The 23,361-nt window shown below is 69.4% G+C and carries 24 protein-coding genes and 4 pseudogenes; 13 read left to right on the forward strand and 15 right to left on the reverse strand.

The annotated features are described in order from the left end of the window. The first annotated feature begins 3 nt into the window (after positions 1 to 3). Positions 4 to 942: an amino acid ABC transporter permease gene (locus OG452_RS10110; protein WP_327295283.1), complete on the forward strand. Its 939-nt coding sequence runs from the start codon at positions 4 to 6 to the stop codon at positions 940 to 942. Beyond that, entirely contained in the window at positions 939 to 1,727 is a 789-nt protein-coding gene (locus OG452_RS10115) for an amino acid ABC transporter ATP-binding protein (protein ID WP_327295284.1), read from the forward strand. Before OG452_RS10110 ends, OG452_RS10115 begins: the two co-directional genes overlap by 4 nt. A 144-nt stretch (positions 1,728 to 1,871) precedes the next feature. Here OG452_RS10115 and OG452_RS10120 read toward each other — a convergent pair whose 3' ends face one another. Beyond that, positions 1,872 to 2,561 carry a class I SAM-dependent methyltransferase gene (locus tag OG452_RS10120; RefSeq protein ID WP_327299575.1) on the reverse strand — a complete coding sequence of 230 codons (690 nt, stop codon included), beginning with the start codon at positions 2,559 to 2,561 and terminating at the stop codon, positions 1,872 to 1,874. A gap of 206 nt (positions 2,562 to 2,767) precedes the next feature. Here OG452_RS10120 and OG452_RS10125 point away from each other — a divergent pair, with 206 nt between their 5' ends. After that, complete coding sequence (locus tag OG452_RS10125) at positions 2,768 to 3,397, forward strand: CGNR zinc finger domain-containing protein (protein WP_327295285.1); 630 nt, start codon at positions 2,768 to 2,770, stop codon at positions 3,395 to 3,397. Here the strand turns inward: OG452_RS10125 and sodX are convergent. Continuing rightward, a complete protein-coding gene (gene sodX, locus OG452_RS10130) occupies positions 3,301 to 3,726 on the reverse strand; it encodes a nickel-type superoxide dismutase maturation protease (RefSeq protein ID WP_327295286.1) in 426 nt (141 codons plus the stop codon). The genes OG452_RS10125 and sodX overlap by 97 nt on opposite strands. Positions 3,727 to 3,868: 142 nt before the next feature. Between sodX and sodN the strand changes: the two genes are divergently transcribed. Continuing rightward, complete coding sequence (gene sodN, locus OG452_RS10135; RefSeq protein WP_327295287.1) at positions 3,869 to 4,264, forward strand: superoxide dismutase, Ni; 396 nt, start codon at positions 3,869 to 3,871, stop codon at positions 4,262 to 4,264. Between the two features lie 10 nt (positions 4,265 to 4,274). Here the strand turns inward: sodN and OG452_RS10140 are convergent. Then, positions 4,275 to 4,646, reverse strand: a pseudogene (locus tag OG452_RS10140) (tyrosine-type recombinase/integrase); the annotation flags it as partial. Positions 4,647 to 4,825: 179 nt separating this feature from the next. Between OG452_RS10140 and OG452_RS10145 the strand changes: the two are divergent. From OG452_RS10145 to OG452_RS10155, 3 genes are all read left to right on the forward strand, one after another. Then, entirely contained in the window at positions 4,826 to 5,020 is a 195-nt protein-coding gene (locus tag OG452_RS10145; RefSeq protein ID WP_327295288.1) for a hypothetical protein, read from the forward strand. A gap of 167 nt (positions 5,021 to 5,187) precedes the next feature. Continuing rightward, positions 5,188 to 5,325 (forward strand): hypothetical protein, encoded by a 138-nt coding sequence (locus OG452_RS10150; protein WP_327295289.1) that lies wholly within the window; start codon positions 5,188 to 5,190, stop codon positions 5,323 to 5,325. 78 nt (positions 5,326 to 5,403) lie between these two features. Beyond that, positions 5,404 to 6,213 (forward strand): aminoglycoside phosphotransferase, encoded by an 810-nt coding sequence (locus tag OG452_RS10155; RefSeq protein WP_327295290.1) that lies wholly within the window; start codon positions 5,404 to 5,406, stop codon positions 6,211 to 6,213. A 28-nt stretch (positions 6,214 to 6,241) separates the two neighbouring features. On the opposite strand, the gene OG452_RS10160 is transcribed toward OG452_RS10155, so the two are convergent. From OG452_RS10160 to OG452_RS10170, 3 genes and pseudogenes are all read right to left on the reverse strand, one after another. Beyond that, positions 6,242 to 7,465, reverse strand: a complete 1,224-nt coding sequence (locus OG452_RS10160) for a permease (RefSeq protein WP_327299576.1) — start codon at positions 7,463 to 7,465, stop codon at positions 6,242 to 6,244. Between the two features lie 211 nt (positions 7,466 to 7,676). Next, positions 7,677 to 8,207: a MarR family winged helix-turn-helix transcriptional regulator gene (locus OG452_RS10165; protein ID WP_327295291.1), complete on the reverse strand. Its 531-nt coding sequence runs from the start codon at positions 8,205 to 8,207 to the stop codon at positions 7,677 to 7,679. 54 nt (positions 8,208 to 8,261) lie between these two features. Then, positions 8,262 to 9,243 (reverse strand): annotated as a pseudogene (locus tag OG452_RS10170) (PP2C family protein-serine/threonine phosphatase). A 285-nt stretch (positions 9,244 to 9,528) separates the two neighbouring features. Here OG452_RS10170 and OG452_RS10175 point away from each other — a divergent pair. Further along, on the forward strand, positions 9,529 to 10,026 hold the full coding sequence (locus OG452_RS10175; protein WP_327295292.1) for a nitroreductase family deazaflavin-dependent oxidoreductase: 498 nt from the start codon (positions 9,529 to 9,531) through the stop codon (positions 10,024 to 10,026). 22 nt (positions 10,027 to 10,048) lie between these two features. Here the strand turns inward: OG452_RS10175 and OG452_RS10180 are convergent. Beyond that, positions 10,049 to 11,726 (reverse strand): annotated as a pseudogene (locus OG452_RS10180) (chloride channel protein). Between the two features lie 547 nt (positions 11,727 to 12,273). On the opposite strand from OG452_RS10180, the gene OG452_RS10185 reads away from it, so the two are divergent. The 5 genes from OG452_RS10185 to OG452_RS10205 all read left to right on the forward strand — a co-directional run bounded on the left by OG452_RS10185 (position 12,274) and on the right by OG452_RS10205 (position 17,478). After that, positions 12,274 to 12,507, forward strand: coding sequence for a PH domain-containing protein (locus OG452_RS10185; RefSeq protein ID WP_327299577.1), 234 nt, complete (start codon positions 12,274 to 12,276; stop codon positions 12,505 to 12,507). Positions 12,508 to 12,837: 330 nt separating this feature from the next. After that, entirely contained in the window at positions 12,838 to 14,091 is a 1,254-nt protein-coding gene (locus tag OG452_RS10190; protein WP_327295293.1) for a cation:proton antiporter, read from the forward strand. After that, positions 14,078 to 14,536: a CBS domain-containing protein gene (locus tag OG452_RS10195; RefSeq protein ID WP_327295294.1), complete on the forward strand. Its 459-nt coding sequence runs from the start codon at positions 14,078 to 14,080 to the stop codon at positions 14,534 to 14,536. The genes OG452_RS10190 and OG452_RS10195 overlap by 14 nt, the downstream gene beginning before the upstream one ends. Positions 14,537 to 14,547: 11 nt before the next feature. Next, a complete protein-coding gene (locus tag OG452_RS10200) occupies positions 14,548 to 15,846 on the forward strand; it encodes an ArsB/NhaD family transporter (protein ID WP_327295295.1) in 1,299 nt (432 codons plus the stop codon). 387 nt (positions 15,847 to 16,233) lie between these two features. Continuing rightward, a complete protein-coding gene (locus tag OG452_RS10205; protein WP_327295296.1) occupies positions 16,234 to 17,478 on the forward strand; it encodes an MFS transporter in 1,245 nt (414 codons plus the stop codon). A gap of 28 nt (positions 17,479 to 17,506) precedes the next feature. Here the strand turns inward: OG452_RS10205 and OG452_RS10210 are convergent, their stop codons facing one another. The 8 genes and pseudogenes from OG452_RS10210 to OG452_RS10245 all read right to left on the reverse strand — a co-directional run bounded on the left by OG452_RS10210 (position 17,507) and on the right by OG452_RS10245 (position 23,274). Further along, complete coding sequence (locus tag OG452_RS10210) at positions 17,507 to 18,115, reverse strand: DUF1349 domain-containing protein (RefSeq protein WP_327299578.1); 609 nt, start codon at positions 18,113 to 18,115, stop codon at positions 17,507 to 17,509. After that, positions 18,092 to 18,445: pseudogene (locus tag OG452_RS10215) on the reverse strand (DUF952 domain-containing protein); the annotation flags it as partial. The pseudogene OG452_RS10215 and the gene OG452_RS10210, both read right to left, overlap by 24 nt. 9 nt (positions 18,446 to 18,454) lie before the next feature. Further along, on the reverse strand, positions 18,455 to 18,904 hold the full coding sequence (locus OG452_RS10220) for a carboxymuconolactone decarboxylase family protein (RefSeq protein ID WP_327299579.1): 450 nt from the start codon (positions 18,902 to 18,904) through the stop codon (positions 18,455 to 18,457). A 325-nt stretch (positions 18,905 to 19,229) separates the two neighbouring features. Next, positions 19,230 to 19,580, reverse strand: a complete 351-nt coding sequence (locus OG452_RS10225) for a GntR family transcriptional regulator (protein ID WP_327295297.1) — start codon at positions 19,578 to 19,580, stop codon at positions 19,230 to 19,232. Next, a complete protein-coding gene (locus OG452_RS10230) occupies positions 19,580 to 20,560 on the reverse strand; it encodes a DUF1648 domain-containing protein (protein WP_327295298.1) in 981 nt (326 codons plus the stop codon). The genes OG452_RS10225 and OG452_RS10230 overlap by 1 nt, the downstream gene beginning before the upstream one ends. Positions 20,561 to 20,799: 239 nt before the next feature. Next, the gene (locus OG452_RS10235; protein WP_327295299.1) at positions 20,800 to 21,225 is read right to left on the reverse strand and encodes a DUF6304 family protein; all 426 of its coding nucleotides are present in this window, start codon (positions 21,223 to 21,225) and stop codon (positions 20,800 to 20,802) included. A gap of 245 nt (positions 21,226 to 21,470) precedes the next feature. Continuing rightward, a complete protein-coding gene (locus tag OG452_RS10240) occupies positions 21,471 to 22,064 on the reverse strand; it encodes a GNAT family N-acetyltransferase (protein ID WP_327295300.1) in 594 nt (197 codons plus the stop codon). A gap of 169 nt (positions 22,065 to 22,233) precedes the next feature. Further along, entirely contained in the window at positions 22,234 to 23,274 is a 1,041-nt protein-coding gene (locus OG452_RS10245) for a family 2 encapsulin nanocompartment cargo protein polyprenyl transferase (protein ID WP_327295301.1), read from the reverse strand. Positions 23,275 to 23,361 lie beyond the last annotated feature (87 nt).

The following is a 23,361-nucleotide window of genomic DNA, read 5'->3' on the forward strand; positions in this document are numbered from 1 at the left end:
CCTATGACTGCTGACATGGAAAAGTTGGGCGGCGCGGTCGACGCACCCCCCACCGGACCGCAAACCATCAGGGCCATCCCGGTCAGGCACTTCGGACGGTACGTCGCCGCGGTGGTCGCCGTGGCCCTGCTGGCCTCGATCGTCTACGCGTTCTCCCAGGGCAAGATCAACTGGGGCGCGGTACCGGACTACTTCTTCGACCACCGGATCATCCACGGTGTCGGCCAGACGCTGCTGCTCACCGTGCTCTCCATGGCGATCGGCATCGTCGGGGGCATCGTCCTCGCGGTGATGCGGCTGTCGAAGAACCCGGTGACCTCGTCGATCGCGTGGTTCTACATCTGGTTCTTCCGGGGCACTCCGGTCCTGGTCCAGCTGATGGTCTGGTTCAACCTGGGCCTGGTCTTCACGTACATCAACCTCGGCCCGATCTACAAGGACTACTGGTCGAGCTTTATGACGCCGCTTCTGACGGCGCTGCTCGGTCTCGGCCTGAACGAGGCCGCGTACATGGCGGAGATCTGCCGGGCCGGGCTGCTCGCGGTCGACGAGGGCCAGACGGAGGCCGCGCACGCGCTCGGCATGAGTCATGCCAGGACGCTGCGGCGGATCGTGGTCCCGCAGGCGATGCGGGTCATCGTGCCGCCGACCGGCAACGAGGTCATCAACATGCTGAAGACCACCTCGCTGGTGGCCGCGGTGCAGTTCTACGAACTGCTGCGGACGGCCCAGGACATCGGGCAGACGTCCGGAGCAGCGGTGGAGATGCTGTTCCTGGCCGCCGCCTGGTATCTGGTGCTCACGACCATCTTCTCCATCGGCCAGTTCTATCTGGAGCGCTACTACGCGCGCGGCTCCAGCCGCAGCCTGCCGCTGACCCCGCTCCAGCGGATCAAGGCGAACCTGGCTTCCTTCAGCAACCGCTCGGGGGTGTCCGCATGACCGCGATGGTGAAGACCGAGGGCACGACGGCGATGGTGAAGGCCGAGGGCGTCCACAAGTCCTTCGGACCGACTCGGGTACTCAAGGGGATCGACCTTGAGGTCGCCCCGCGCGAGGTGTTCTGCCTCATCGGCCCGTCGGGCTCCGGCAAGTCCACGTTCCTGCGGTGCATCAACCACCTGGAGAAGGTCAACGCCGGACGGCTGTACGTCGACGGGGACCTGGTCGGCTACCGCGAGAAGGGCGAGAAGCTCTACGAGCTGAAGGACAGCGAAGTCGCCCTGAAGCGCCGGGACATCGGCATGGTCTTCCAGCGCTTCAACCTCTTCCCGCACATGACCGCCATCGAGAACGTGATGGAGGCGCCGGTCCAGGTGCGCGGTGAGGCCAAGGCCGTCGCGCGCGCCCGCGCCGAGCGGCTGCTGGACCGGGTCGGGCTCTCCGACAAGGCCGGCAGCTATCCGACGCAGCTCTCCGGCGGCCAGCAGCAGCGGGTGGCCATCGCCCGCGCGCTGGCGATGGAGCCGAAGCTGATGCTCTTCGACGAGCCGACGTCGGCGCTCGACCCGGAGCTGGTGGGTGACGTCCTGGACGTGATGCGCGGCCTCGCGGACGAGGGCATGACGATGGTCGTCGTGACCCACGAGATGGGCTTCGCGCGGGAGGTCGGCGACGCGCTGGTCTTCATGGACGACGGTGTGGTGGTCGAGTCGGGCCACCCGCGGGACGTGCTGACCAACCCGCAGCACGATCGGACGAAGTCGTTCCTGTCGAAGGTGCTGTGAGCGGTCGCACCAGGCGTACGTGAAGGGGGGTACGGGCCGACGCGCCCGTACCCCCCTTCACGTTCCGCACGCACGCCGGACGCACGCCGGGCCTTCCGCACGCCCGCCGGGCCGTCGGGGACCGTCGGAGCCTCCGGTGCCCGGCTACTTCACGGCGAGCACCAGGGTGTCGGACGGGGAGGCCCAGACAGGCCGCGCCTCCGCGAAGCCCGCCGCGCGCAGGGTGTCCGCGTGCCACCGGGCGGACGGTGTGTCCCCCTCCGCGTGCTCGCCGTAGATCCGGTACCGCTCGGCGGTCGGTCCCGCGAGGACGGGGTCCTTGGCGGCCAGGGCCCACCAGTCCGCCCAGTCGAGGGCGCCCGCGGCCCTGGCGCGGTCCATGGCGGCGTGCCGGTGGGCGCGCTCGGCCGCGTTGATCCGCGGCGTCCCGTCGTCGGTCATGTGGTCGGCGTTCATGAACACGCCGCCGTCCACGACGAGGGAGCCGATCTGCCCGTAGAGCGCGGCGAGCGGCTCGGTGTGCAGCCAGTGCAGCGCGGTCGCGGTGAGCACGGCGTCGTACTCCTGGTGCGGCAGCAGCCCGGTCCAGGCGGGGTCCTTGAGATCGGCGGCCACCAGGGTGACACGGTCGTCACCGGCGAAGCAGCCCTCTGCGATCGCGAGCAGCGCAGGATCGAGATCCACGCCCGTGCTGGTGGCTCCGGGGAACCGCTTCAGCAGCCGATCCGTGATACTTCCCGTACCGCATGCGAGATCCAGCACCCGGGGAGCAGGTCCCACCAGGGCCTCGACCATGTCCAGCATGACCCGGAACCGCTCCTCACGGTCGGGCATGTACCACTCCTGCTGCCGGTCCCAGCTCTCCTGCCAGGACTGCCAGTCCGTACCCGCCACCGACTCCGCCACTGCTTCCTCCACTGATCCGACCGCTGCGAACCCGTCCACAGCACCACTCAGTACCCAAGTAATACCCTCGAAGGATGAGCAGCCATTACGGCCGCCCGCTCGTCGACACTAGACCGCCTCCGTAAGGACTACAAGTGGAACTGGCCTATTACTCGGACTACGCCGTGCGCCTGGTGAACACCGAGGAGCCGGCCCGCAACAAGGACTCCCTCACCTCGGTCGAAGCGGTACGCGAGCTCTTCGGCACGAACGCGTCCGCGGCCCGCCGCGCGACGGACGCCGACGTCACCCGCTTCCGCTCGGTCAGGGGCAGGCTGCGCGCCGTGTTCAGGGCAGCGGACGAAGGGGACGAGACTCTCGCGGTCGACCTGCTCAACTCGCTGCTGCTGGAGTTCCCGGTCTCGCCGCAGATCTCGGGGCACGACCACCGCGACGACGACGACCGGCCGCTGTGGCACATGCACCTGGCCGACCACCCGTCCAACGCGACGTCCGGCTACGCGGCCATCGCCTCGATGGGGCTCGCCTTCCATCTCACCGAGTACGGGGTGGACCGGCTCGGGCTGTGCGAGGCAGCGCCGTGCCGCAATGCCTATCTCGACACATCGACAAACCGCTCCCGGCGCTACTGCTCGGACCGCTGCGCGACCCGCGCCAACGTGGCCGCCTACCGCGCGCGCAAGCGCCTGGAGACGTCACGGTCCGCCAGTACCGGCCGCACCGCCGACGCCAGCCAGGAGAGCACCACGGCGGCCGAGCGCTGACGGCCCGGCATGATGGGCCGGTATCTGGCCCGCACCCTCCCGAGCAGCAACTCCTCAGGAACGGTGCCGAACGCGCGGCTGTCCACGCCTTCGGCGTGCGTGTTGTCCCCCAGCACCCACCAGCCGCCGTCGCGTCGCTCGATCAGCCGTTTCACGATCAGCAGATCCTGCTGCAGCGGATGGCGCAGCACGGCCACGTCGCCCGGCCTGAGACCGGCGCCGTAGTGCACCAGCAGCTGGTCACCGTGGAGCAGGGTGGGCACCATGGACGGCCCCGTCACCTCCGCCAATCCCAACAGAGCCCGCGTCTCCCGCCCCTGATCCGTCATCCGGTACCTCCCGGTCCGATCGTCCACCAGTCCCATACTGACCCTGGACTTTTGTCCTAAGCCTCAGGGGGCACTCGCGAAATCGGGCTTCTCACGGAGTAATGTCCCACCCGAGAAGACGATCACGAGGAAGGACAGCTCCATGCTTTCCCGCCTGTTTGCCCCCAAGGTGAAGGTCAGCGCCCACTGCGACCTCCCCTGCGGCGTGTACGACCCGGCCCAGGCCCGTATCGAGGCCGAGTCGGTCAAGGCCGTACAGGAGAAGTACCAGGCCAACGAGGACCCGCACTTCCGGGCCCGCGCCACGGTCATCAAGGAAGAGCGCGCGGAGCTCGCCAAGCACCACGTATCGGTGCTGTGGAGCGACTACTTCAAGCCGCCGCACTTCGAGAAGTACCCCGAGCTCCACCAGCTCGTCAATGACGCCCTCAAGGCGCTGTCGACGGCCAAGGGCTCGACGGACCCGGCCACGGGCCAGAAGGCGCTGGACTACATCGCCCAGATCGACAAGATCTTCTGGGAGACCAAGAAGGCTTGATCTCTGGCTGGGCCACCTGACCCGCGATCTCGCTGGTCACGTCGCCCACCTGCCCGCACCCGGTCCGCAGGCCGCCGAGCACGGCGTCCATGGCGGAGCGGGTGCGGTCTTCTTCGCCCGGCCACAGATGCGCGTAGATCCGCAGGGTGATGACGGCGGACGCGTGGCCGAGTACCATCTGGACCTGCTTGACGCTCGCCCCGCCCGCGATGAGCGCGGAGGCGTAGAGGTGCCGCAGGTCGTGGGTCACCAGGTGCGGCAGCTCGACGGGTTTGCGGCCCTCACGCTCGGCCGCCTCGTTCTCCGCTGCCTGGAGCGCACGGCGAGCACAATTCCATTCGGTCTTCCAGCGGCGGTAGTTGAGGGGTTCACCCTCCTCCATCCTGATGGGCTGACCCGGCGTCGGGGCGCGTACCGCATGTTCGTCAAAGGACTGGACGCAGCCCACGAGGCCGAGCTGCCTCTCGACCTGGCCTTGATCATCACGCGGCACAACGTCCACGAGGCCGACCTCATACGCGCCTTCGCCGCTACGCGCTGCCGTACCGCGAGTACACCCATATGTCACCGACCATCTACGGCGGTGCGGAAACCCTCGCCACCCAGGCCCCGGACCACCTCGCCGACCGCAAGCCCTTCAACGGCTGCAACGCCGGCCACACCTTCTTCCACGTCGACCCGCACGGAATGGCTTCCATCTGCAAGGTCGGCCGTGACGACGCGATCCCCCTCATGACCAGGGAGTCGAGGGCCTGAGCCGCCTCGCCGGCGTCGCCGACTCCCTGATGCTTCGCACCGGTGGCTGCACCGGCTGTCAGCTCTCCGGCACCTGCCGGGTATGCCGACCGCTGGCCAAGGTCTACCAGGAGGCGAAGGCACCACTGGACAGGTACTGCCAGCACGCGACAACAAGGAGCTGAGCCATGACCGCCGTAGCAGTCGAAATCGCCCCCATCCGCCCGCCGTCCGAGCCCGATGAGGAGATCACCCTCATCGAAGACGTGGACACCTTCGCCGACGCCACTGTGTCCGGCTGCGGTGACGACAACCCGTACAACTAACCATTCGGCCACGGGGCTTCCGGTCGCACGTCGCGCCGGAAGCCCCTGTCGGCACGCATATCTGGAAGCCTCGCCACCATGCCCGCAGCCCCGATCACCTTCTATGAACTCCCCGCCGCGGTCCGTACGGCCATCGAGGCCGAGACCGGCCCGATCCGCAGAATCGAGAACATCAATACCGGTCTCAACAGCTCTCTCTCCGCACGTGCACACACCACTGGCAGAACCGTCTTCCTCAAGGGCTTGCGTACCGGCCACCGCTGGGTCTGGACCCAGCAGCGCGAGGCAGATGTCAACCCATACGTCACCCCCCTTGCCCCGCGTGTTCTCTTTCACGTCATCGTCGACGGCTGGGACGTCCTCGGCTTCGAGAGCATCGTGGGACGTCACGCCGACTACGCACCTGGCTCCCCTGACCTGACCAAAGTCTTGGACGTGCTCCGAGACCTCGCCGCCCTCCCCTGCCCTGACATCGAACTCCGCCACGCCGAACAGCGCCTGGCCAACTACGTGCTGCACCCCGGCGAGGCGGACGCCTTCCAAGGCGACGCCCTGCTCCACACCGACTGGAACAACCACAACATCCTCATCGCTGGCCACCGCGCCCACCTCGTCGACTGGGGCTGGGCAACCCGCGGAGCCGCCTGGCTCGGTCCGGCCTACTGGATCATCTGGCTGATCGCGGCAGGTCACACACCGACAGACGCAGAAGAGTCGGTCACGTCTCTACCCGCCTGGTCATTGGCACCACCTCAAGCAGTGGATGCTTTCGCCCACGCCAGCGCGAACCTCTGGGAAGAGATCGCGGACGCCGCCCCAGATGACTGGGCGACGAACTTGCTCGACGCCGCACGGCTCTGGCAGCAGCACCGAGACGATCGCTCCTGACGAGATTCGGCGTCCGCCCCCGTGGGGCTCAGGAAGGACCAGGCTCTCCACCGTCATCAGCTTCGTGGACGTGGCGCTGATGATGATTGCCGTCAGCGGAGCCTTCGTGGTCATGCCCGGAACTGGGGGTGTCGCCCATCATCCCGAGCATGCTTCGGCCACCGGTACGGAAGAACCGGATGAGGAGAGCGGCGGCCAGGATGAGGAAGGCGATGTTGAGGAAGGTGGTGTAGTTCCAGGTGGCTCCTCCCATGGGGACTCTGGCGTCGGCCTGGTCGGGGATGAGGCGGAGCCCGCCGAAGATGAACTCCACGATGTAGCCGGCCACGACCGTGGCGAGGTAGAGGGTGCCGAGCAGGAAGAGGGCCGTCTTCGCTCCGTAGTACTTCCGGTAGATGTTCAGGATCGGGAGGATCAGCAGGTCCGCGAAGACGAACGAGACCACACCGCCGAAGCTGATCCCGCCCTTCCACAGCACTACCGCGAGAGGCACATTGCCGATCGAGCAGACGAAGGAGGCGATCGCGACCAACGGGCCGATGACCGGGCCCCAGAGCTTGGAGGCCAGTGGGTGACCGTCGAAGAAGAACGTCCGCCAGAACGAATCAGGCACCCAGGCTGCGATGGCTCCCGCGATGAGCAGTCCGATCACCAGGTCGCGAAGGATCGCCGCCCATTCCATGACGAAGACGTGGCTGGTGGAGGTGAAGCCCTCGCGGGACAGCAGCCGACGAACGAAGGAGCCCTCGCGCTGGACTGACATGTCCATCGCTGCGTGGCCTTCCATGGCTCCGGTCAGTCCGCGTTCGGCCTGTTCCCCTGCCCGGCGCAGAAGTGTGTCCCGCAGGAACAGACGGAACAGCACGGCCAAGGCGACGATCATGAGGGGGCCACCGACGAACTCCGCCGCAGTGAACTGCCAGCCCATCAGGAGGGCAAGGATGACGCCGAGTTCCACGACGAGGTTGGTGGAGGCGATTTCGAAGGCCATCGCGGCGGTGAAGTTCGCGCCCTTGCGGAACAGCGAGCGGGCCAGGGCCACCGCGGCGTAGGAGCACGAGGACGAGGCGGCACCGAGACCGGCGGCGATGGCGAGGGTTCGGGGGCGGTCGTCGCCGAGCAGGGACACGACGGTGGACTTACGGACGATGGCCTGGACTACGGCGGACAGAGTGAAGCCCAGGATCAGGGCCCAGGCGATCTCCCAGGCCATGGAACCCGTGATCGACAGTGCGTGCAGTACGGCGTGGATCATCTTTGAACCCTTCCGGCAGGAGCGCGGTACGGGGCACACCGACACGCCCCACGTACGCGGCTACCGAGAACCGGTGCAGCAGCGCTGCACGGGCCCCACCTTCATCCCTGGGCACATGGCTCTCTCTGTGGCCGGTGCGGCGGATACCCGGCTAACGCGTTCATATCCAACCAGGGCTCACGGGTGAATCTTCGTGCCTGGGCTGGGCTCAGTGGACGTGGCTGGCCTGCGTGCTGGACCAGCCCAGCGGATACAGAGACACGTCATCGTCGGGGGCCGCGGGTTCGCCCCCGGCCTCAGCGAATGCGGTCAACGCGTCGATCAGGGCGGCCCTCTGTTCGGGTGCGAGCCGTTCGACGATGGTGGTGATCTCCGTACGGCGCCGGGCTGTGACCTCCTCCACCAGCTGCCGTCCCTCGTCGGTGAGGCCGAGGAGGGTCTCGCGCCGGTCTTCCGGATTGATCCTGCGGTCTGCAAGTCCTGCCGTGATGAGGCGGTCCAGCATGCGCATCGCGGTCGACGGGTTCACGCCGAGCATCTCGGCGAGGACGACAAGTTTGGCAGTCCCGTGGGTCGAAAGGGCGACCATCAGCCGGAACTGCGGGAGGGTGACGCGGTCCTCGACGGCGGCGAGGGAGCGGGCTGAGACGGCAACCAGCAAGCGAGACGAGGTCAGTACCGCCCTGGCCACGGCATCGACGTCGGCCATGGCTGGCGCGGGCTGAGCTTGCTCGGTCATGGTTGCTTCTTCTTCCGCACTGCGTCCGGGCCCGGAGGGGGCGGGCCCGCTGTGCTATGCACGGTAGCGGAGCAGCAGCATGGCAGCGTCGTCGTGTACCGGTCCATTCACGTGGTCCAGCAGGTTCTGGTGGAGGGCCTCCAACGCGAAGTCGAGGTCCGGATCCTTGAGCAGCCCGGTCCGTTCAACCAGTGGGTAGAACGTCCCGGAGGGGTCGCGGGCCTCTGTGACGCCGTCGGTGTGGAGGAGCAGCTGGTCTCCAGGGCCGAAGTCGACCCGGAAGGGCTGCGGCGGGGCCGTACCGTGGATGCCCAGGCCCAGCGGGAGAGCGTACTCCGGTGGCTCCGGGAAGACGGCCGTGCCGTCGGTCCGTACGAGCAGCGGTGGCGGGTGGCCGTAGTTGAGGAATACCGCTCCGCGTTCCCTGCTGATCTCGGCGATGATCGCGGTGACGAATTTCTCTCCGTTCAGTGCGCGGTCGGCGGCCCGTTCCACCCTGGCCCCGACCTCGGTCAGGTCGGGTTCGTCGTGGGCTGCCTCCCGGAAGGCGCCAAGTACCACCGCCGCGGTCTCGACCGCTCCGAGGCCCTTGCCCTGGACGTCTCCGATGATCACGCGTACCCCGGTCGGTGCGGTGACCACCTCGTAGAGGTCGCCCCCGATCCGGGCCTCCGCTACGGCCGAGGTGTAGGAGACAGCAGCCCGCAGGTGTCCTGCGGCGCGCGGCACCGGTCGCAGCAGCACCCGCTGGGCGACTTCGGCGATGGACCGCATGTTCGCGAGCTCGCTCTCACGGCGCTGGCGAATCACAGTGGCGGCCAGGCCCGCGATGGTCACGCCGGCGACGGATGCGACAGCGGTGAACCCGCGGCGCTCGTCGAACAGTCCGTCGTACAGCCCGAGCGCGGCGCACAGCGCGAGGGCCAGCACGCCGACGGCCGCCGGTCAGACATGCGAAGGCAGGGCCGAGAGAGACCATCGGCAGCAGGCCGACACCCGATCCCGCCGCCACGTCCACCAGCGCGATCACCGTCATGACCACGAAGGGCAGAGCCGCCAGCAGCCCCAGAGGTGACTCGGTGTGCTGTCCGTCCGGCAGGTCCGGTACCGGCGGCGTGGCCCGCGGAGCGGTCTCAGCCTGCCGGGGACCGGGGGAGGCCGCGACACGTATGACCGGTCTCTCTCCTCGCCTCATCGACCGCCCACCCTCTCCAACATATTTGGACTGTGCAAAGGTTTGCCAGCCGAAGTATTTTACGTGTGTCGCTCCGTTTCGGCACCGACCCGGTCCGACCGTACTGGTGTACACGAGAGGTGCTCCGTGACTCCCTGGCCCGACGAACCGCACCGCCCCCGGCGGCCCACCGGCTGGCGCCGGACCCTGGCGAGACTGCCGGTCGGCCTCTACCGCATGGGGCTGGGGCCTCTGTTCGGGAGACGGATGCTGCTGCTCATCCACACGGGCCGCGTCTCGGGGCAACAGCGCCGGGCTGTCATCGAGGTCGTCGCGCACGACCCGGAGCAGCGGACGTGGACCGTGGCATCCGGCTTCGGACCCCAGGCGCACTGGTACCGGAATCTGCGCCACGCCCCGCAGGCCACCATTCAGACCGGCCGCCGCTTCCACGCCGTGGACGCCCGCTTCCTGAGCCCGGAGGAGGGCGGCCGGATCATGGCCGCGTACGCACCGAAGCATCCCCGCGCGGCACGGATTCTCTGCCGGTACATGGGGCTGCCCAGCGACGGGAACCCGCAGAGCTTCCAGCGGGCGGGCGAGCTCATCCCCTTCGTCCGCCTGGAGGCGTCGGGCCCCCGGTGAGCCACCGAAGGCCCGACGGGGCTCAGGCGGGTACGGGGTGCAAGACGCGCAGCGCGCTCTGGTGGCTGATCCAGCCGACGGGGCGGGTCCGGTCGGCGTCGAGGACCGGGAGTCCCGTGCCGGGCGAGGAGACCAGGCCGCGCAGGGCGGTGGCCAGCGGCATGTCCGCTGTTATGGGGTGGGGAAGCTCGGTCAGGTCGCCCGCGGTGGCCGGCGCTCCCGGTTCTCCGTCGGGGGTCTCGGACAGGGCTTCCGCGACGGCGCGGGCCGTCACTGTGCCCAGGTACCGGTCGTCCTCGTCGAACACGGGCAGCACGCCGTGCTCGGAGCGGGAGAGCAGCAGCGCGGCCGCGGACAGTTTCGTGGCCGCGGGCAGCGGGTCGGGGACCTTCTCCATAACCTCGCCGACCTGCTGGGAGCCGATGGCCGCACCGGGTGCCGGTGCGTCCAGGTCGATGCCGCGGCGGCTGAGCTTGAGGGTGTAGACGGTGTCCCGGCTGAGGAGCTTGCTGGTCAGTGTCGCCGTGGCGATGGCCAGCATCAGCGGCAGGATGATCGAGTACTCGCCGGTCAGCTCGAACAGGATGACCACGGCGGTGATGGGGGCACGTGCGGACCCGGCGAACACCGCGCCCATCCCGACCAGCGCGTAGGCACCGACCTCTCCGCCTGTACCGGGCATCAGTGCGTGCACACCGGCCCCGTAAGCGGCGCCCAGCATCGCACCGATGAACAGGCTCGGTGCGAAGACCCCGCCCGAACCGCCGATGCCGATGGTCACACTGGTCGCGACGATCTTCCCCACAAGCAGAAGGAGCAGGAACGCCGCCGCGTATCCGCCCTCGGTCGCCTTCTCCAGGACCGGGTATCCGACTCCGTACATCTCAGGGAGCACCAGCAGGACCACGCCGAGCAGCAGGCCGCCCGCCGCCGGGCGCAGCCATTCCGGGCCCCGCCAGGCCCAGTCGCAGGCGTCCTCGACCAGGTAAAGGATGCGTGTGAAGCCGATGCCGACCGCGCCGGCGGCGACGCCGAGCAGGGCGAACAGCCCGTACTGGACGACGTGTTCCACGTGGAAGGCGGGCAGGTTCAGGAAGGCGACGTTGCCGAACGCGGCGCGTCCGATCACGCTCGCGGTCACGCTGGACACCACGACCGCCCCGAACGACTCGATCGCGAAGTCCCGCAGGATCAGCTCCATCGCGAAGAAGACCCCTGCCAGGGGGGCGTTGAAGGTGGCGGCGATACCACCCGCGGCTCCGCACGCCACCAGCAGCCGCATCCGCCCTTCGGTGACCCTGGTCAACCGTCCCAGTGTGGAACCGAGCGCGGAGCCGATGCACGATGGGCCCCTCACGGCCGACCGACCCGCCGGAGCCGATGGTCAGGGCCGAGGCCAGCGACTTGACGACCGCGACACTCGCGTTGATACGCCCCCCGCGCTGGGAGACCGCAAGCATCACCTCCGGCACACCGTGGCCACGCGCCTCCTTGGCGAACCGGTCGACCAGCGGCCCGTACAACAGCCCCCCGACGACCGGCGCGACCAGTACGAAGAACGGACCGAGCCACGGCACATGAGGGTTCGCCACATGCCCCGCTCCCGCGTAGTCCGCGTGCCCGGAGAAGACCTCCGTGAAGACCTTGATCAGCCAGCGGAAGACAATCGATCCCAGCCCCGCGCCCGCACCGATCAGCACGGCGAGTACCGCAAGCCCCCCGTGGGTCTCACGGGCCGCGCTGAGGGCGGCGGCCTTCCACGATCGAGTGCCCGGCGCCCCTGGCGCCGCCTCCTCGGATGTCTCCCTCGTTCTGGTGCCGATCATCACGGCGCCCCCTCTCTCTACATTTGCATTATGCAAACGTTGTCAGGTCGGAGCCACCTTTGACCTGCGTACAGGCTGGCTGCGACGTGCCGTGCGCTGGCAGAGCCCGTGCAGCAGCAGGCAACACTCGCGCTGTCGCGATGCTCGGCTGAAGGGGGTAGCAGGAGCGTCAGCCGCCGGTAACATCCGGGCTGTGCCTCCTCAGACATGGATACGACTCGATGCCACTGAGCGCCGTAGGTACTGGTGGCGGGCCGGGTTTGTGATGCTGACCTTCGCCGGAATGGCAGTGGCGGCTGGGCTCACTGAACCGGCACCAGAGCGGTGGTGGTGGATCGGAGGGGTCGCCGTCTTCGACTTGCTCGCACTCATCTCCATGGTCAGCCAGGGGACGGGCGCGACGCTCCTCACCTCCCAGGGCATGGAGTTACGCACCCTCTTCAGGCACAGGTCAGTGCCTTGGAGCGAGGTTACGGGGATTGAGAAACGTTGCCGCACAAGACGGAGTGGCACGTGGTCGGACGTGCGCATCCGCCGAGTTCAGGGCCGGCCGCTCACGGTTCCGGGTGCCTTCACCGCCCGCTGGCACGACCCCAAATTCGAGGCGAAGGTGGCGACCATCCGGCAGTGCAGAGCCCGCCCGACCGACACTTAGTACTGCATCACGTCGCGGTCAGCGCAAACGTTGGCCGGCACGGCCCCAGACCACATCGCCGCGGTGTTCTGGCCGTCCCGGCAGGTGTTTCCCGGACCGCCGTCAATGGCGCCCGGTTCCCCACCCGTCCTGCACAGGAAATAGGACAGTCCAGGACATTGCCGGACCCCGGCAAGGCTTCGCCCCATCTCTGCGGATCACGGAGCTGCCAAAGACAGGTAAAGAACCTGTACGGTTCACCACGGTGTGCCGGGAAGTCTGGTCGGCGAGCAAGGGGATCCGCTCCAAGGGTCTCCGGCTCAGAGCTCTGCCGATCGGGGGCCTGTTCTCGTGGTACTCATCGCCGTATTCGGTGTCGCCCTGCTGGTCGCGGTCCTGCTGTCCGGGCTCGCGGCCCGTACTGTGCTCTCCACCTCGTTCCTCTTCCTGACCGGCGGCGCTCTCGTCAGCGACGGCGCCCTCGGGCTGATCCACATCACGCCGGGCAGCGACATCGTGTCGGTGACCGCCGATCTCGCACTCTTCGCCGTGCTGTTCACCGACGGCATGCACGTGTCCTTCCCCGCTCTGCGCCGCGCCTGGAGGAACCCGGCTCGCGCACTGGGCCTGGGCATGCCTCTCGCATTCGCCTTCATGGCCCTGGTCACCCACTACCTCGTGGGCCTGGACTGGACTACGTCCTTCCTGGTCGGTGCGGTACTGGCGCCGACCGACCCGGTGTTCGCCTCGGCGATCGTGGGACGCAGGGAAGTCCCGGCCAGGCTGCGCCAGCTGCTGAACGTTGAGAGCGGTGTGAACGACGGGCTTGCCCTGCCTGTCGTGTTGCTGCTGATCGCCGCGGCCGGCCCGGTGGCAGGTGCCCACGCGGAGGCGTCACCTTCGAAGATCGGTGTCGAGCTCGCTCTCGGTCTGGTCCTGGGCATCGTGATCCCGCTCCTCGTCAACGCCGTCACCCGGCTCCCGTTGCTCGGGGCGGAGCCCAAACTCCAGCCTCTGCTGCCGTTGGCCACCGGCATCACCCTCTACGCCCTGTGCCATCTCACCCACGCCAACCCCTACCTCGCCGCGTTCTCCGCCGGCGCGGTCCTGACCTCCGTATCCCCCGAGGCCAAACGCGCCTTCGAACCCCTCGGCGAATCCCTCGCCGAACTGGCCAAGTTCGCCGCACTGCTGGTATTCGGCGCGCTGCTCACCCCGCACCTCTTCAACGACCTCTCAGTCGGCGGATACGTGGCCGTGGTGCTGGCGATCGTGGTCATCCGCCCGGCGTCCCTGCTGCTCTCCCTGATCGGGACGCGGATCGACCGACGGGAAAAGCTGGCCGCGGCCTGGTTCGGCCCGAAGGGCTTCGCCTCCGTGGTCTACGGGCTGCTGGTGCTCCAGTCGGGAATTCCACACGCCGAGCAGGCGTACACGCTCATCGCCGTATGCATCGCCTTCTCGATCGTGGCGCACAGCAGCACCGATGTCCCGGTTGCCCGTATGTTCCACGTCAATGACCTCGTGGGAATCCCGGACGCCGAGGATGACGGCGCACAGGGCGGCCCGCGCCAGCAAGAGGGAGACGACCATGCGCGCACGTGATCTGGCAGTGGAGTACGAGACGGTTCTGATCGACAGTGACGCTCTGGCCGCCGCCCGGCTGATGGCGGAACAGAAACTGCCCGCTCTGCTCGTGGTGGACCGGGCGGGGGCCCCCGTGGCGGTCATGCCCGCGTCGCAGCTGGTCAAAGTACTCGTGCCTGGCTACGTGATCGATGACCCCACCCTGGCCGCGGTCATCGACGAGAAGCACGCCGACCGGCTGGGCCACGCACTGGCCGACCGGAGCGTGGGCGACTGCCTTCCCGCCAAGGCCGGCCCGCCGCCCGTCGCCGCCCCCGACGACACCGCCCTGGAAGTCGCCGCCCTCATGGCTCAGGTCCGCAGCCCTCTGGTGGCGGTGGCCGAAAAGGACCAGCGGGGCACCCGTCTGCTGGGCGTGATCACCGCCTCCCACCTGCTTCATCAGCTTCTCGAAAACCCCTAGTTGGAGGCCTTGTGAGTGACTGGCACAGCTGGGCGGCGATCGCCGTCTTCGTCGGCACGTACGCCCTGATCATCAGTGAGAAGGTCCACCGCGTCGCCGCGGCGCTGGGCGGCGCGGGTCTGATGCTCGCGATCGGCGCGACGGACGATGTCTCGGCGTTCTACTCCGAGGACTCCGGCATCGACTGGAACGTCATCTTCCTGCTCCTGGGCATGATGATGATCGTCGGTGTGCTGAAGAGGACCGGCCTCTTCGAATACCTGGCCATCTGGTCCGTGAAGAAGGCGAAGGCCAAGCCCTTCAGGGTCATGGCCATGCTGATCATCATCACCGCTGCGGCCTCGGCCCTGCTGGACAACGTCACCACGGTCCTGCTGATCGCACCCGTCACCCTGCTGGTCTGCGAACGGCTCGCACTGCCCGTCGCTCCGTTCCTGATCGCGGAGGTACTCGCGTCGAACATCGGCGGCACCGCCACCCTCGTCGGCGACCCGCCCAACATCATCATCGCCAGCCGCGCCGGACTGAACTTCAACGATTTCATCGTCCATCTGGCACCGCTGTCGGCCCTGCTGACACTCGTACTTATCGCGATGTGCCGGTTCCTCTTCCGCAAGTCCTTCCGCTACGACGAGGACCGCGCGGCGGAAATCATGGAACTTGAGGAGAAAGAGGCCATCCGCAACCCTCGGCTGCTCATCCAGGGCCTGAGCGTGCTGGCCCTGGTCATCGTCGGGTTCGTCCTGCACCCCGTACTGCACTTCGAACCGAGCATCGTCGCCCTCCTCGGCGCAGGTCTGCTCGTCGCGGTCTCCACCGTCGAGACCGGCGAGGTCCTCGCCGAGGTCGAGTGGCCCACCCTCGCATTCTTCGCCGGCCTCTTCATCATGATCGGCGGCCTCATCGACACCGGCGTCATCGGCGAGGTCTCCAAAGCCCTCGCCAACGCGGTCGGCGACAAGGAGCAAGGCGGCTCCATACTGATCCTCGGGGCCTCCGGCATCCTGTCCGGAGTCGTCGACAACATCCCCTACGTTGCCACCATGGCGCCCATCACGGGCGACCTCGTTCACAGCTTGGGCGGCGACGGCGACCACGTCATGTGGTGGGCCCTCGCCCTGGGCGCCGACCTCGGCGGCAACGCCACCGCGATCGGCGCCAGCGCGAACGTCGTCGTCCTCGGCATCGCCGAACGCAACGGCACCCCCATCTCCTTCTGGCAATTCACCAAGTACGGTCTCGTCGTCACCGCCGCCACCCTGGTGATCTCAGCCGCCTACATCTGGCTGCGCTACTTCTCTCTCGGATGAAGCCGAAACGCACCGCCGGCGCGCAGGGCCGGCGCCGTCTTGCCGACCCCGGCCGTCCCCACCAGGGTTGGCACCAGTACCAGGGCTCCGTCGGAACCGGAACACAGGGCGTCGGCCACGGTCCGCAGAGCCGCCTGCCCTGATCTGCGGGAGAGTTGCCTCCACCGGCCCCTTCGCCTGCCGCACCTCGTCCGCTGTTCATCGCCCCGCCCCCTGCTGCCCCGGGCCGGGCCGGTCCCGCGCGTCGCCCTACGGCCGGGGTCCGGCTGCTGAGGCAGGCTCCAGCAAGTTCCGGCGCAGCGCGGAGGCCACCTCGTCCGTGATGTCCAACTGGTCGGCGATGTAGCCGCGCACAGACCCGCACCCGTTCCCGCTGCTCGACCGCTGATGACCGCCGCCCACCGGGACGCCGACGTCCTGCGCTGGCTGGGCGCCTACACCGCCTCCGTGACCGGTGACGTGACCTACTTCCTCGGGCTGACCTGGGCCGCCACCCGTACCGCGGGCCCCGCCCAGGCCGGTGCGGTGCTGGCCGCCGGGGCCGTGCCCCGGGCCCTGCTGATGCTCGGCGGCGGTGTCGTCGCCGACCGGTTCGGGGCGCGCCGCGTCGTCGTCGGCAGCGATCTGGTGCGGTGCGTGGTGATCCTCACCGCCGCCGCGTTCACCTGGCTCGCGGGCGCCCAGCTCTGGCTGCTCTACGTCCTGGCGGTCGTCTTCGGCACCGTGGACGCGCTGTTCATGCCCGCTGTAGGGACGCTTCCACCGCAGCTCACAGGCCCGGACCAGCTCGCCCGGGTGCAGGGCATGCGCACCCTGTCCATCCGGTTCAGCAACGCCGTGGGGCCGATGGCCAGCGCCCTGGTGCTGGCCGCCGGCGGTGCGGCCGGTGCCTTCGGGGCGTCGGGGCTGCTCTTCTGCGGATCGCTGGTGCTGCTCATCGCCGTACGGGTACGCCCGGTGCCGGACGCCCGGGACGGGCCCGGTCGCACGACCGCCCGGCAGGACTTCCGGGCCGGTCTGCGCTATCTGCGGGAGAACCCGCACCTCGGCAGGCTGGTGCTCGTCATCGGCCTCGGCGAGCTGTGCTTCAGCGGGCCGGTCGGGACCGGGCTGCTGCTGCTCACCGCCGAGCGCGGCTGGGGCGCGGGCGCGCTCGGCTGGATCCTCACCGCCTTCTCCGTCGGCGGCGCCGCGTCCGGCCTTCTGCTGACCGCCGTGCGTCGCGTCCCGTACGCACGCGCCGTGCTGTTCTGCGCGCTGCTCCTCACCGCCGTACAGGTCGCCGCTGTGGGCCGGGCGCCGGGGCCCGGCCCGGCCGTGGCGGCGGGCGCGCTGCTCGGGGCGGGGAGCGGTGCAGCCATGGTGGTGAGCAACGCGCTGCTCCAGGAACGCACCGAGGTCCGCTATCTGGGCCGGGTCTCCTCGCTGACGAGCCTGTGCACCGTGGGGCTCAGCCCGCTGCTGTATCCGCTCGCCGGTCTGGTCGCCGCCGCCTGGGGCGCAGGGGTGTTCTTCGCGGGGTGCGGGGCGGTCTGTCTGACCGCCGCGGGCGTCAGCCTCTCCGTACGGCCGCACGCGCCGATAGCGGTCTCGTCGTCGCCCGTCAGCGGTGAAGCCGCCGATCAGCCGTGAAGCTCCCCGTCAGCCTCGGAGCCGCCCGTCAGCCGTGGAGTTGCCGGTCGGCCGGGCCGACCGCGAACCGGGTGAAGGTGACCCGCAGCCCCGCCCGCTGCGGGGAGCAGCAGTACGGGCCCGCCGACGCCTCCGCTGCGGGGTCGAGCGGCGTCAGGCGGATCATGCGCCACGGCTCGCCCTCGGCGCGCGCCCGCACCGTCACCGCGTCCCCCGAGCGGCTGGCCCGGACCGTGACCGGCCGGCCCGCCCACTCCGGGGCCGGCGCCATGGACCAGTCCGACACACCGCGGGTGGCCACCGCGCCGACCTGCGGTGTGCCGTCCGTCATCTCGACGCCCGCCTTGATCCAGTTCTCCTCGTCGGTGCGGACCAGGACGCCCGCCTGGTCGTAGAGCGTGTCGAAATCGGCCACAAAGGTCACCTCGACCGCCGATCCCGCACTCAGTTCCGTCAGCAGCGCGTGCCCGTCGTCACGGACGAAGCCGTAGCTGGTCGTACGCCAGAAGTCGGTCCTGTCGCGGGTGGTCACCACCAGCTCCGCGCCGTCCGTCGCGGTGTGCGCGGGCGGGTTGAGCCAGGTCCCGTCCGACCAGTCGAGTGCGTAACCGTCCTGCCAGGGAACGACCTTGGTCACCGCCTCCACCGGGAGCGGCCCGTAGATGTGCGGGAAGGCGTCGGCGCCGGGCGCGGGCACCTCGTAGCGCAGCGGTACGGAGAGCAGGTCGCTGTCGATGACGAGCACGACCAGCTCACCGTGGCCGCCGCTCCCCGTCCCGCTCCCGCTCCCGGCCCCTGCTCCGGTCCCGTAGAGGAAGTCGGCGACCGCGACGAGCTGGCCGCGCGTCGAGCAGTGGATGAAGCCCTCCTCCTGGAGGGTGCGGCCGCGGGTCGACATCTCGTACGCGCCGACCGCGCGGGCCGCCTCCCACAGGGAGCGCTCGGTGATGTGCAGCAGTTCGGTCATGGGCCAACGCTATGCGCTCCCGGGACCGGCCTGCCCGGCGAAACCCTGCCCGGGGAGACGCTGTTCCGGAACGCTGTGCGCCGGCCCGCCGGGCTTCTCCGGTTCGGTGAGCAGGCCGTGTTCGGCGAAGACCTTCTTCGCCACGGCGGTGGCGTTGAGCGCCTTGGGCATCCCGCAGTAGACCGCGGAGTGCAGCAGCGCCTCGACGATCTCCTCCGGGCTGAGGCCGACGTTGAGCGCGGCGTTGATGTGGACGTCGAGCTGCGGTTCGCAGCCGCCGAGGGCGGTGAGCATGCCCAGGGTGACCAACTGCCGGTCACGCAGCGCCAACTGGGGCCTGCTGTAGATGTCGCCGAAAGCCCAGGCGGCGATGTGATGCCCCAGGTCGGGTGAGATGTCGGCCAGGGAGTCGATGACCTGCCGGCCGCCCTCGCCGACGACGCGGTCGAGCATCCCCATCCCCCGCTGCAAACGGTCCTGCCGGGTCTCGGCGACGGTGTCGGACGAGAGTGCCGTGGCGGCCTCCGGGGTGGCCGGATCGCTCGGGGTACTCATGGCTGCTCCGTTCCGGGCTGCCCGTCGGGTATCGGGCAGCCGTGCAAAGTGACCGTACGGTGGCCGTACGTACGGTCCGTACAAGGTGGTTGAACATTCGCCGTTCGTAGAAAGACGGTAAGCGCTGGACCTGGTACGGGACCCGGTCGGGGCAGGACAGACTGTGCGGAATGGGCAGACGGCAGTGGGTGGGCGGCTCCGCAGTGGGGGCGGTCGCCGCCGCGCGGCCTCAGAGAGCCTCGCGTACGAGTGCCAGCACGGCCTCGTCCGTGAGACCCAGCTCCCTTGCCTCGGCGGCGAATTCCCTTACCCGTACGAGCAGTCGCGCCCGCGCCTGCGTGGGCCCGCCGACGACCACCGCACCCCTCCCCCGGCGCAGTTCGATCAGGCCCTCCTCGCGCAGCCGCTGGTAACCGCGCAGCACCGTATGGACGTTGACCCCGAGCGAGTCGGCGAGGACGCGGGCGGCGGGCAGCCGCTCGCCCGCGTCCACCCGGCCGTCCGCGACGGCGCCCCGGACGCACGCGGCGATCTGGTCCCCGAGCGGAATCGCGGACGACGGGTCGATCCGGAAGAGCATCAGCGGTTCTCCCGCCGCTCGGCCAGGGTGTTGAGCAGTGCGGCGCCGTCGGACGAGCCGTCGATGGTGACGACGAAGTCGCGGCCGCTCCTGCGCCGGACCACGATGGCCTCCCCCGAGCGGAGGATGAGTCCGGAGCTGCCCGCGCGGAACCGGTAGCCCCAGCCGCCGAAGTCCTTCAGGGCGTCGATATCGCGGCTGGTCGCCTGCTCGACCTGGTCCAGCGGTATCCGGATACGCGGCCAGGGCAGGCGGCCGGTGGAGATGGTCAGGCCCCTGCGGTCCACGGTGACGTACGGCCTGGCGAAGGCCATCAGCACCAGGCCGACCACGACAGGGGCCACGGCGGCCTGCCAACCGGAGACGGTCAGCACGACGACTCCGGTGACGACGACGGCCACCGCGAGCGCCAGCAGCGGACGGGCGCCCGCGTGGCGCGCCCAGCCGGCGGTCTCGCCGGCCGCGAGGTCGATCCGCTCGACGGGCCCCTCGGCCGGCGGCGGCAGCACGGACGGTACGAAACGGGCCAGCCACCAGCCCGCCCCGCCCGCCAGGACCGCCACCCCGACGGCGGTGGCGAACCGCCAGAACGGGAAGTCCACCGGAGTGCGGAGGTTGGCGTACAGGATCGCGGCCATCAGCGCGCCGATGAAGCCGGCGAGCGCCCAGCCCGTGACGAGCAGGCTCCGCACCCCGCGGGCGATCAGCATCCAGATCACCCCGAGGCCGACCAGGAGACCGGTGGTGACGAGTACGTATTCCAGTTGTCCCGCCGTGTCGTTGGGCCTCCCGCCGCTCCCGAAGTGGCTGGCCAGGCGGTGCGGCAACCGGTCCCGAAGCTGGAGGAAGACCGCCAGATCGACGGCGTAGGCAAGCAGGAAGGGCAGCCCGGCAACTGTCGCGCGCCGGATGCGGCCGGGTGCCGCCGGAACCCCTCGGGCATCGCCCGGAACCCGCGGCCATGTGGAGCGCTCCATCATTCCCCCTATTGTTTGCATCCAAGTAGAACAATATGCGCGCGGGGCGTCAAGGAAAAGGGGAAGAGGAAGGGAAAGGGGAAGGGAAGGGAACGAGGCGGGGAGAGCGCAGGCCGACGACGCAGAGAGCAGCGGTCCCTCATCGGACCGGCACGCGATCATGAGTGCCGGTCCGATGAGGGACCGCTTACCGGAACTGACGGGAGCCGGCGGGGTCCGATTACACCCCCGCCGCCATCGGACTAGACGGCTGCCGAGAAGGGCGCCTGGAGGGTGGAACCGGGCGGAAGTTGCTCCTGGATCAGGGCGACCGCGGCGCCGAAGTCGCCCTGGTCGTTGCCCGATACGTAACTCGTGCCGCCGTAGTGCAGTGTGACGCCGAGATCGGTGGCCGGGCGGCGCAGGGCGAGCAGGCAGCTCAGCGTGGCCGGCTGGGCCGTGCTGTCACCGGCCACGACCGGGAGCGGCATGTCCCACTCCAGGACGCAGTCGCTCAACGGCTCGACCCCCTCCGGTACGTCGCCCACCGGCCTGAACGAGTCGAACGAAGCTCCGGCGTAGTCGACTCCCCTGATCCGGGTGCGGAGTTGACGCTCAACGGCACTGATCACTAGGGCATCTGATCCATGGCTGTCCCGGTACCAGCCGGCCCATGACTGTGGTGTCATGAGCGCGACTGTAGCGCCGCCACCAGCCCGGCGTCACCAAGAGTGATCAAGTCCGGAATTACTGGTTCCTGGTGCACTTCGGGCCTGGCATCCCTTTCCTGACGGCCCGAAAGGTCCCGTTCGTGTCCGCCCGCGCCACCCGGCGAGCGCACGTACGAGGGCACATACGACGGCACGTACGAGTGACCGGCCGGACCACCGAACGGGTGAGGCGCCCCTCCCCCGGCGTACGGCCCGGTCGCGGATCAGCCGCGCGGCTCGCGCCACATCGGCCACATCTGCGGACCGTCGGGCAGCTGAACCGCGGTGCCCATGAACACGAACCCGAGCCGCTCGTACAGCGCGCGACTGCGCGCGCTGCTCGCCTCCAGGTACGCCGGAACCCCTTCCCGGTCGCAGCGCTCCAGTACGGGGGCCATCAGCGCGGTGCCCAGGCCCTCGCCCTGCCGCTCCGGTGTCACACCGATCATCAGCAGGTAGGCGTGCGCCCGGTCGTGCGGATGGAGCTCGCCCGTCAACCGCCCCACCAGTTCGGCGCGTTCGTTCTCCGGGTCGGCGACCTCCCGCATCCGGGCGGGCGTGTCGTCCTCCTCCTCCGGCACGCCGGCGGGAATGTCGAGCCAGAGGGCCATCGCCGTGTGGTCCTCGGCGAGGTCTACCCGGCCCTCGGCGAGGGCCACGTCGATGAAGACCCCGAGGAACTTGCCGTGCACGGCCCTGCGGTGCGCCTCGTCGGGGAACACCCAGTTGCTCACCGGGTCCCGCATGAAGGACTCATCAAGAAGTCGTACGAGCACCTCGCGGTCGGCCTCGCCCGCCTGTTGTATCGCCACGCCCATGGTCCGGTCCCTCTTCTCTCGCCGATCACGTCGCTCGCTCGCTACTGCTTGCTCGCTTGCTCGTTTGCTCGCTTGCTCGATGGACGGATGAGCCATCGATAACTCGCAGACGTGATCCTAGAGTTGGCCGGACCCGACCATGGGCGGTACAGCGGTACAGCGGTACAGCTCAGCGGCTGCGCCGCGTCACATACTCCGCGAGGGAGAGCAGGCCTCCCGCCGCCGCGAGGTCGGGAACCGCGCGGGAGAGGTGACCCACGGCTCTGGCCATCCGGTCGGCCGCCTCGACCTGTGCCCAGTCCCGGCCGCCGGCCCGGTCGACCGCGTCGGCGGCCCGCCTGATGCCGTCCGCGTCGAGCGGGCCGCCGTACAGCTCCGCCAGCTCCGCCGCCGCCCCGGTGCCCGAGTTCAGCGCGGCCACCACCGGCAGCGACTTCTTGTGGGCGGCGAGATCCGCACCGGCCGGCTTGCCGGTGTGGGACGGCTCGCCCCAGATGCCGATCAGGTCGTCGATCAGCTGAAAGGCCAGCCCGGCCTCCCGGCCGAACGCGTCCATCGCCGCCGCCGCTTCGGGCCCGGCGCCCGCGTAGAGCGCACCCATCGCACAGGCGCAGCCGAGGAGCGCCCCGGTCTTGGCCTCAGCCATGATCAGGCATTCGTCCAGCGTGACCTCCGAACGGGCCTCGAAGGCACAGTCCGCCTGCTGCCCCGCGCAGAGCTCGATGACGCAGGCCGTGAGCCGCCCCGTGGCCGCCTTCGCCGCGGGGTGCGGGTCCTCCGCGAGCAGCCGCACGGCCAGTGCCTGCATCGCGTCCCCCGCTATGACCGCGTCGGGTATGCCGAAGACGGTCCAGGCCGTCGCCCGGTGCCTCCGGGTGGCGTCCCGGTCGATGACGTCGTCGTGCAGCAGGGTGAAGTTGTGCACCAGCTCCACGGCGGTGGCCGCCGGTACCGCCTGCCGGATGTCGCCGTTCAGCGCCTGGACGGCGGCGAGGACGAGCGCGGGTCTGATCGCCTTGCCCGCCTGCCCCGTGGCCGGCGAGCCGTCCGACTGTTCCCAGCCGAAGTGGTACATCCCGATGTTCCGCATCGGGCCGGGCAGGGACTCCAGCGCGGAGCGGAGTTCCGGGTCGACGACGGTGCGGGTGCGTTCAAGGAGCGCTGCGGCCTCATGTCCCTCGGTCGCGGCGTCCGTTCTGGTCGTGGTCATGGTCCCTTCCTCTGCGGCGTGCGTACGGCTCGGTCGCCACGGATGCCCCGGACGCACCGGTCCCCGCGGCGGCCCGAGCACCGTCGG

The sequence above is a fragment of the Streptomyces sp. NBC_01197 genome (assembly GCF_036010505.1).
Classification (GTDB): Bacteria; Actinomycetota; Actinomycetes; order Streptomycetales; family Streptomycetaceae; genus Streptomyces.

Bases quoted from the DNA above. Each gene is read 5' to 3' on its own strand.
- sodX (WP_327295286.1), bottom strand. From the start codon at position 3,726: ATGACGGATCAGGGGCGGGAGACGCGGGCTCTGTTGGGATTGGCGGAG.
- OG452_RS10120 (WP_327299575.1), bottom strand. From the start codon at position 2,561: ATGCCCGACCGTGAGGAGCGGTTCCGGGTCATGCTGGACATGGTCGAG.
- OG452_RS10195 (WP_327295294.1), top strand. From the start codon at position 14,078: ATGCGCGCACGTGATCTGGCAGTGGAGTACGAGACGGTTCTGATCGAC.
- OG452_RS10185 (WP_327299577.1), top strand. From the start codon at position 12,274: ATGGAGTTACGCACCCTCTTCAGGCACAGGTCAGTGCCTTGGAGCGAG.
- OG452_RS10115 (WP_327295284.1), top strand. From the start codon at position 939: ATGACCGCGATGGTGAAGACCGAGGGCACGACGGCGATGGTGAAGGCC.
- OG452_RS10205 (WP_327295296.1), top strand. From the start codon at position 16,234: ATGACCGCCGCCCACCGGGACGCCGACGTCCTGCGCTGGCTGGGCGCC.
- OG452_RS10155 (WP_327295290.1), top strand. From the start codon at position 5,404: ATGCCCGCAGCCCCGATCACCTTCTATGAACTCCCCGCCGCGGTCCGT.
- sodN (WP_327295287.1), top strand. From the start codon at position 3,869: ATGCTTTCCCGCCTGTTTGCCCCCAAGGTGAAGGTCAGCGCCCACTGC.
- OG452_RS10145 (WP_327295288.1), top strand. From the start codon at position 4,826: ATGTCACCGACCATCTACGGCGGTGCGGAAACCCTCGCCACCCAGGCC.
- OG452_RS10225 (WP_327295297.1), bottom strand. From the start codon at position 19,580: ATGCTCTTCCGGATCGACCCGTCGTCCGCGATTCCGCTCGGGGACCAG.
- OG452_RS10110 (WP_327295283.1), top strand. From the start codon at position 4: ATGACTGCTGACATGGAAAAGTTGGGCGGCGCGGTCGACGCACCCCCC.
- OG452_RS10230 (WP_327295298.1), bottom strand. From the start codon at position 20,560: ATGATGGAGCGCTCCACATGGCCGCGGGTTCCGGGCGATGCCCGAGGG.
- OG452_RS10150 (WP_327295289.1), top strand. From the start codon at position 5,188: ATGACCGCCGTAGCAGTCGAAATCGCCCCCATCCGCCCGCCGTCCGAG.
- OG452_RS10245 (WP_327295301.1), bottom strand. From the start codon at position 23,274: ATGACCACGACCAGAACGGACGCCGCGACCGAGGGACATGAGGCCGCA.
- OG452_RS10220 (WP_327299579.1), bottom strand. From the start codon at position 18,904: ATGGGGATGCTCGACCGCGTCGTCGGCGAGGGCGGCCGGCAGGTCATC.
- OG452_RS10240 (WP_327295300.1), bottom strand. From the start codon at position 22,064: ATGGGCGTGGCGATACAACAGGCGGGCGAGGCCGACCGCGAGGTGCTC.
- OG452_RS10235 (WP_327295299.1), bottom strand. From the start codon at position 21,225: ATGACACCACAGTCATGGGCCGGCTGGTACCGGGACAGCCATGGATCA.
- OG452_RS10165 (WP_327295291.1), bottom strand. From the start codon at position 8,207: ATGACCGAGCAAGCTCAGCCCGCGCCAGCCATGGCCGACGTCGATGCC.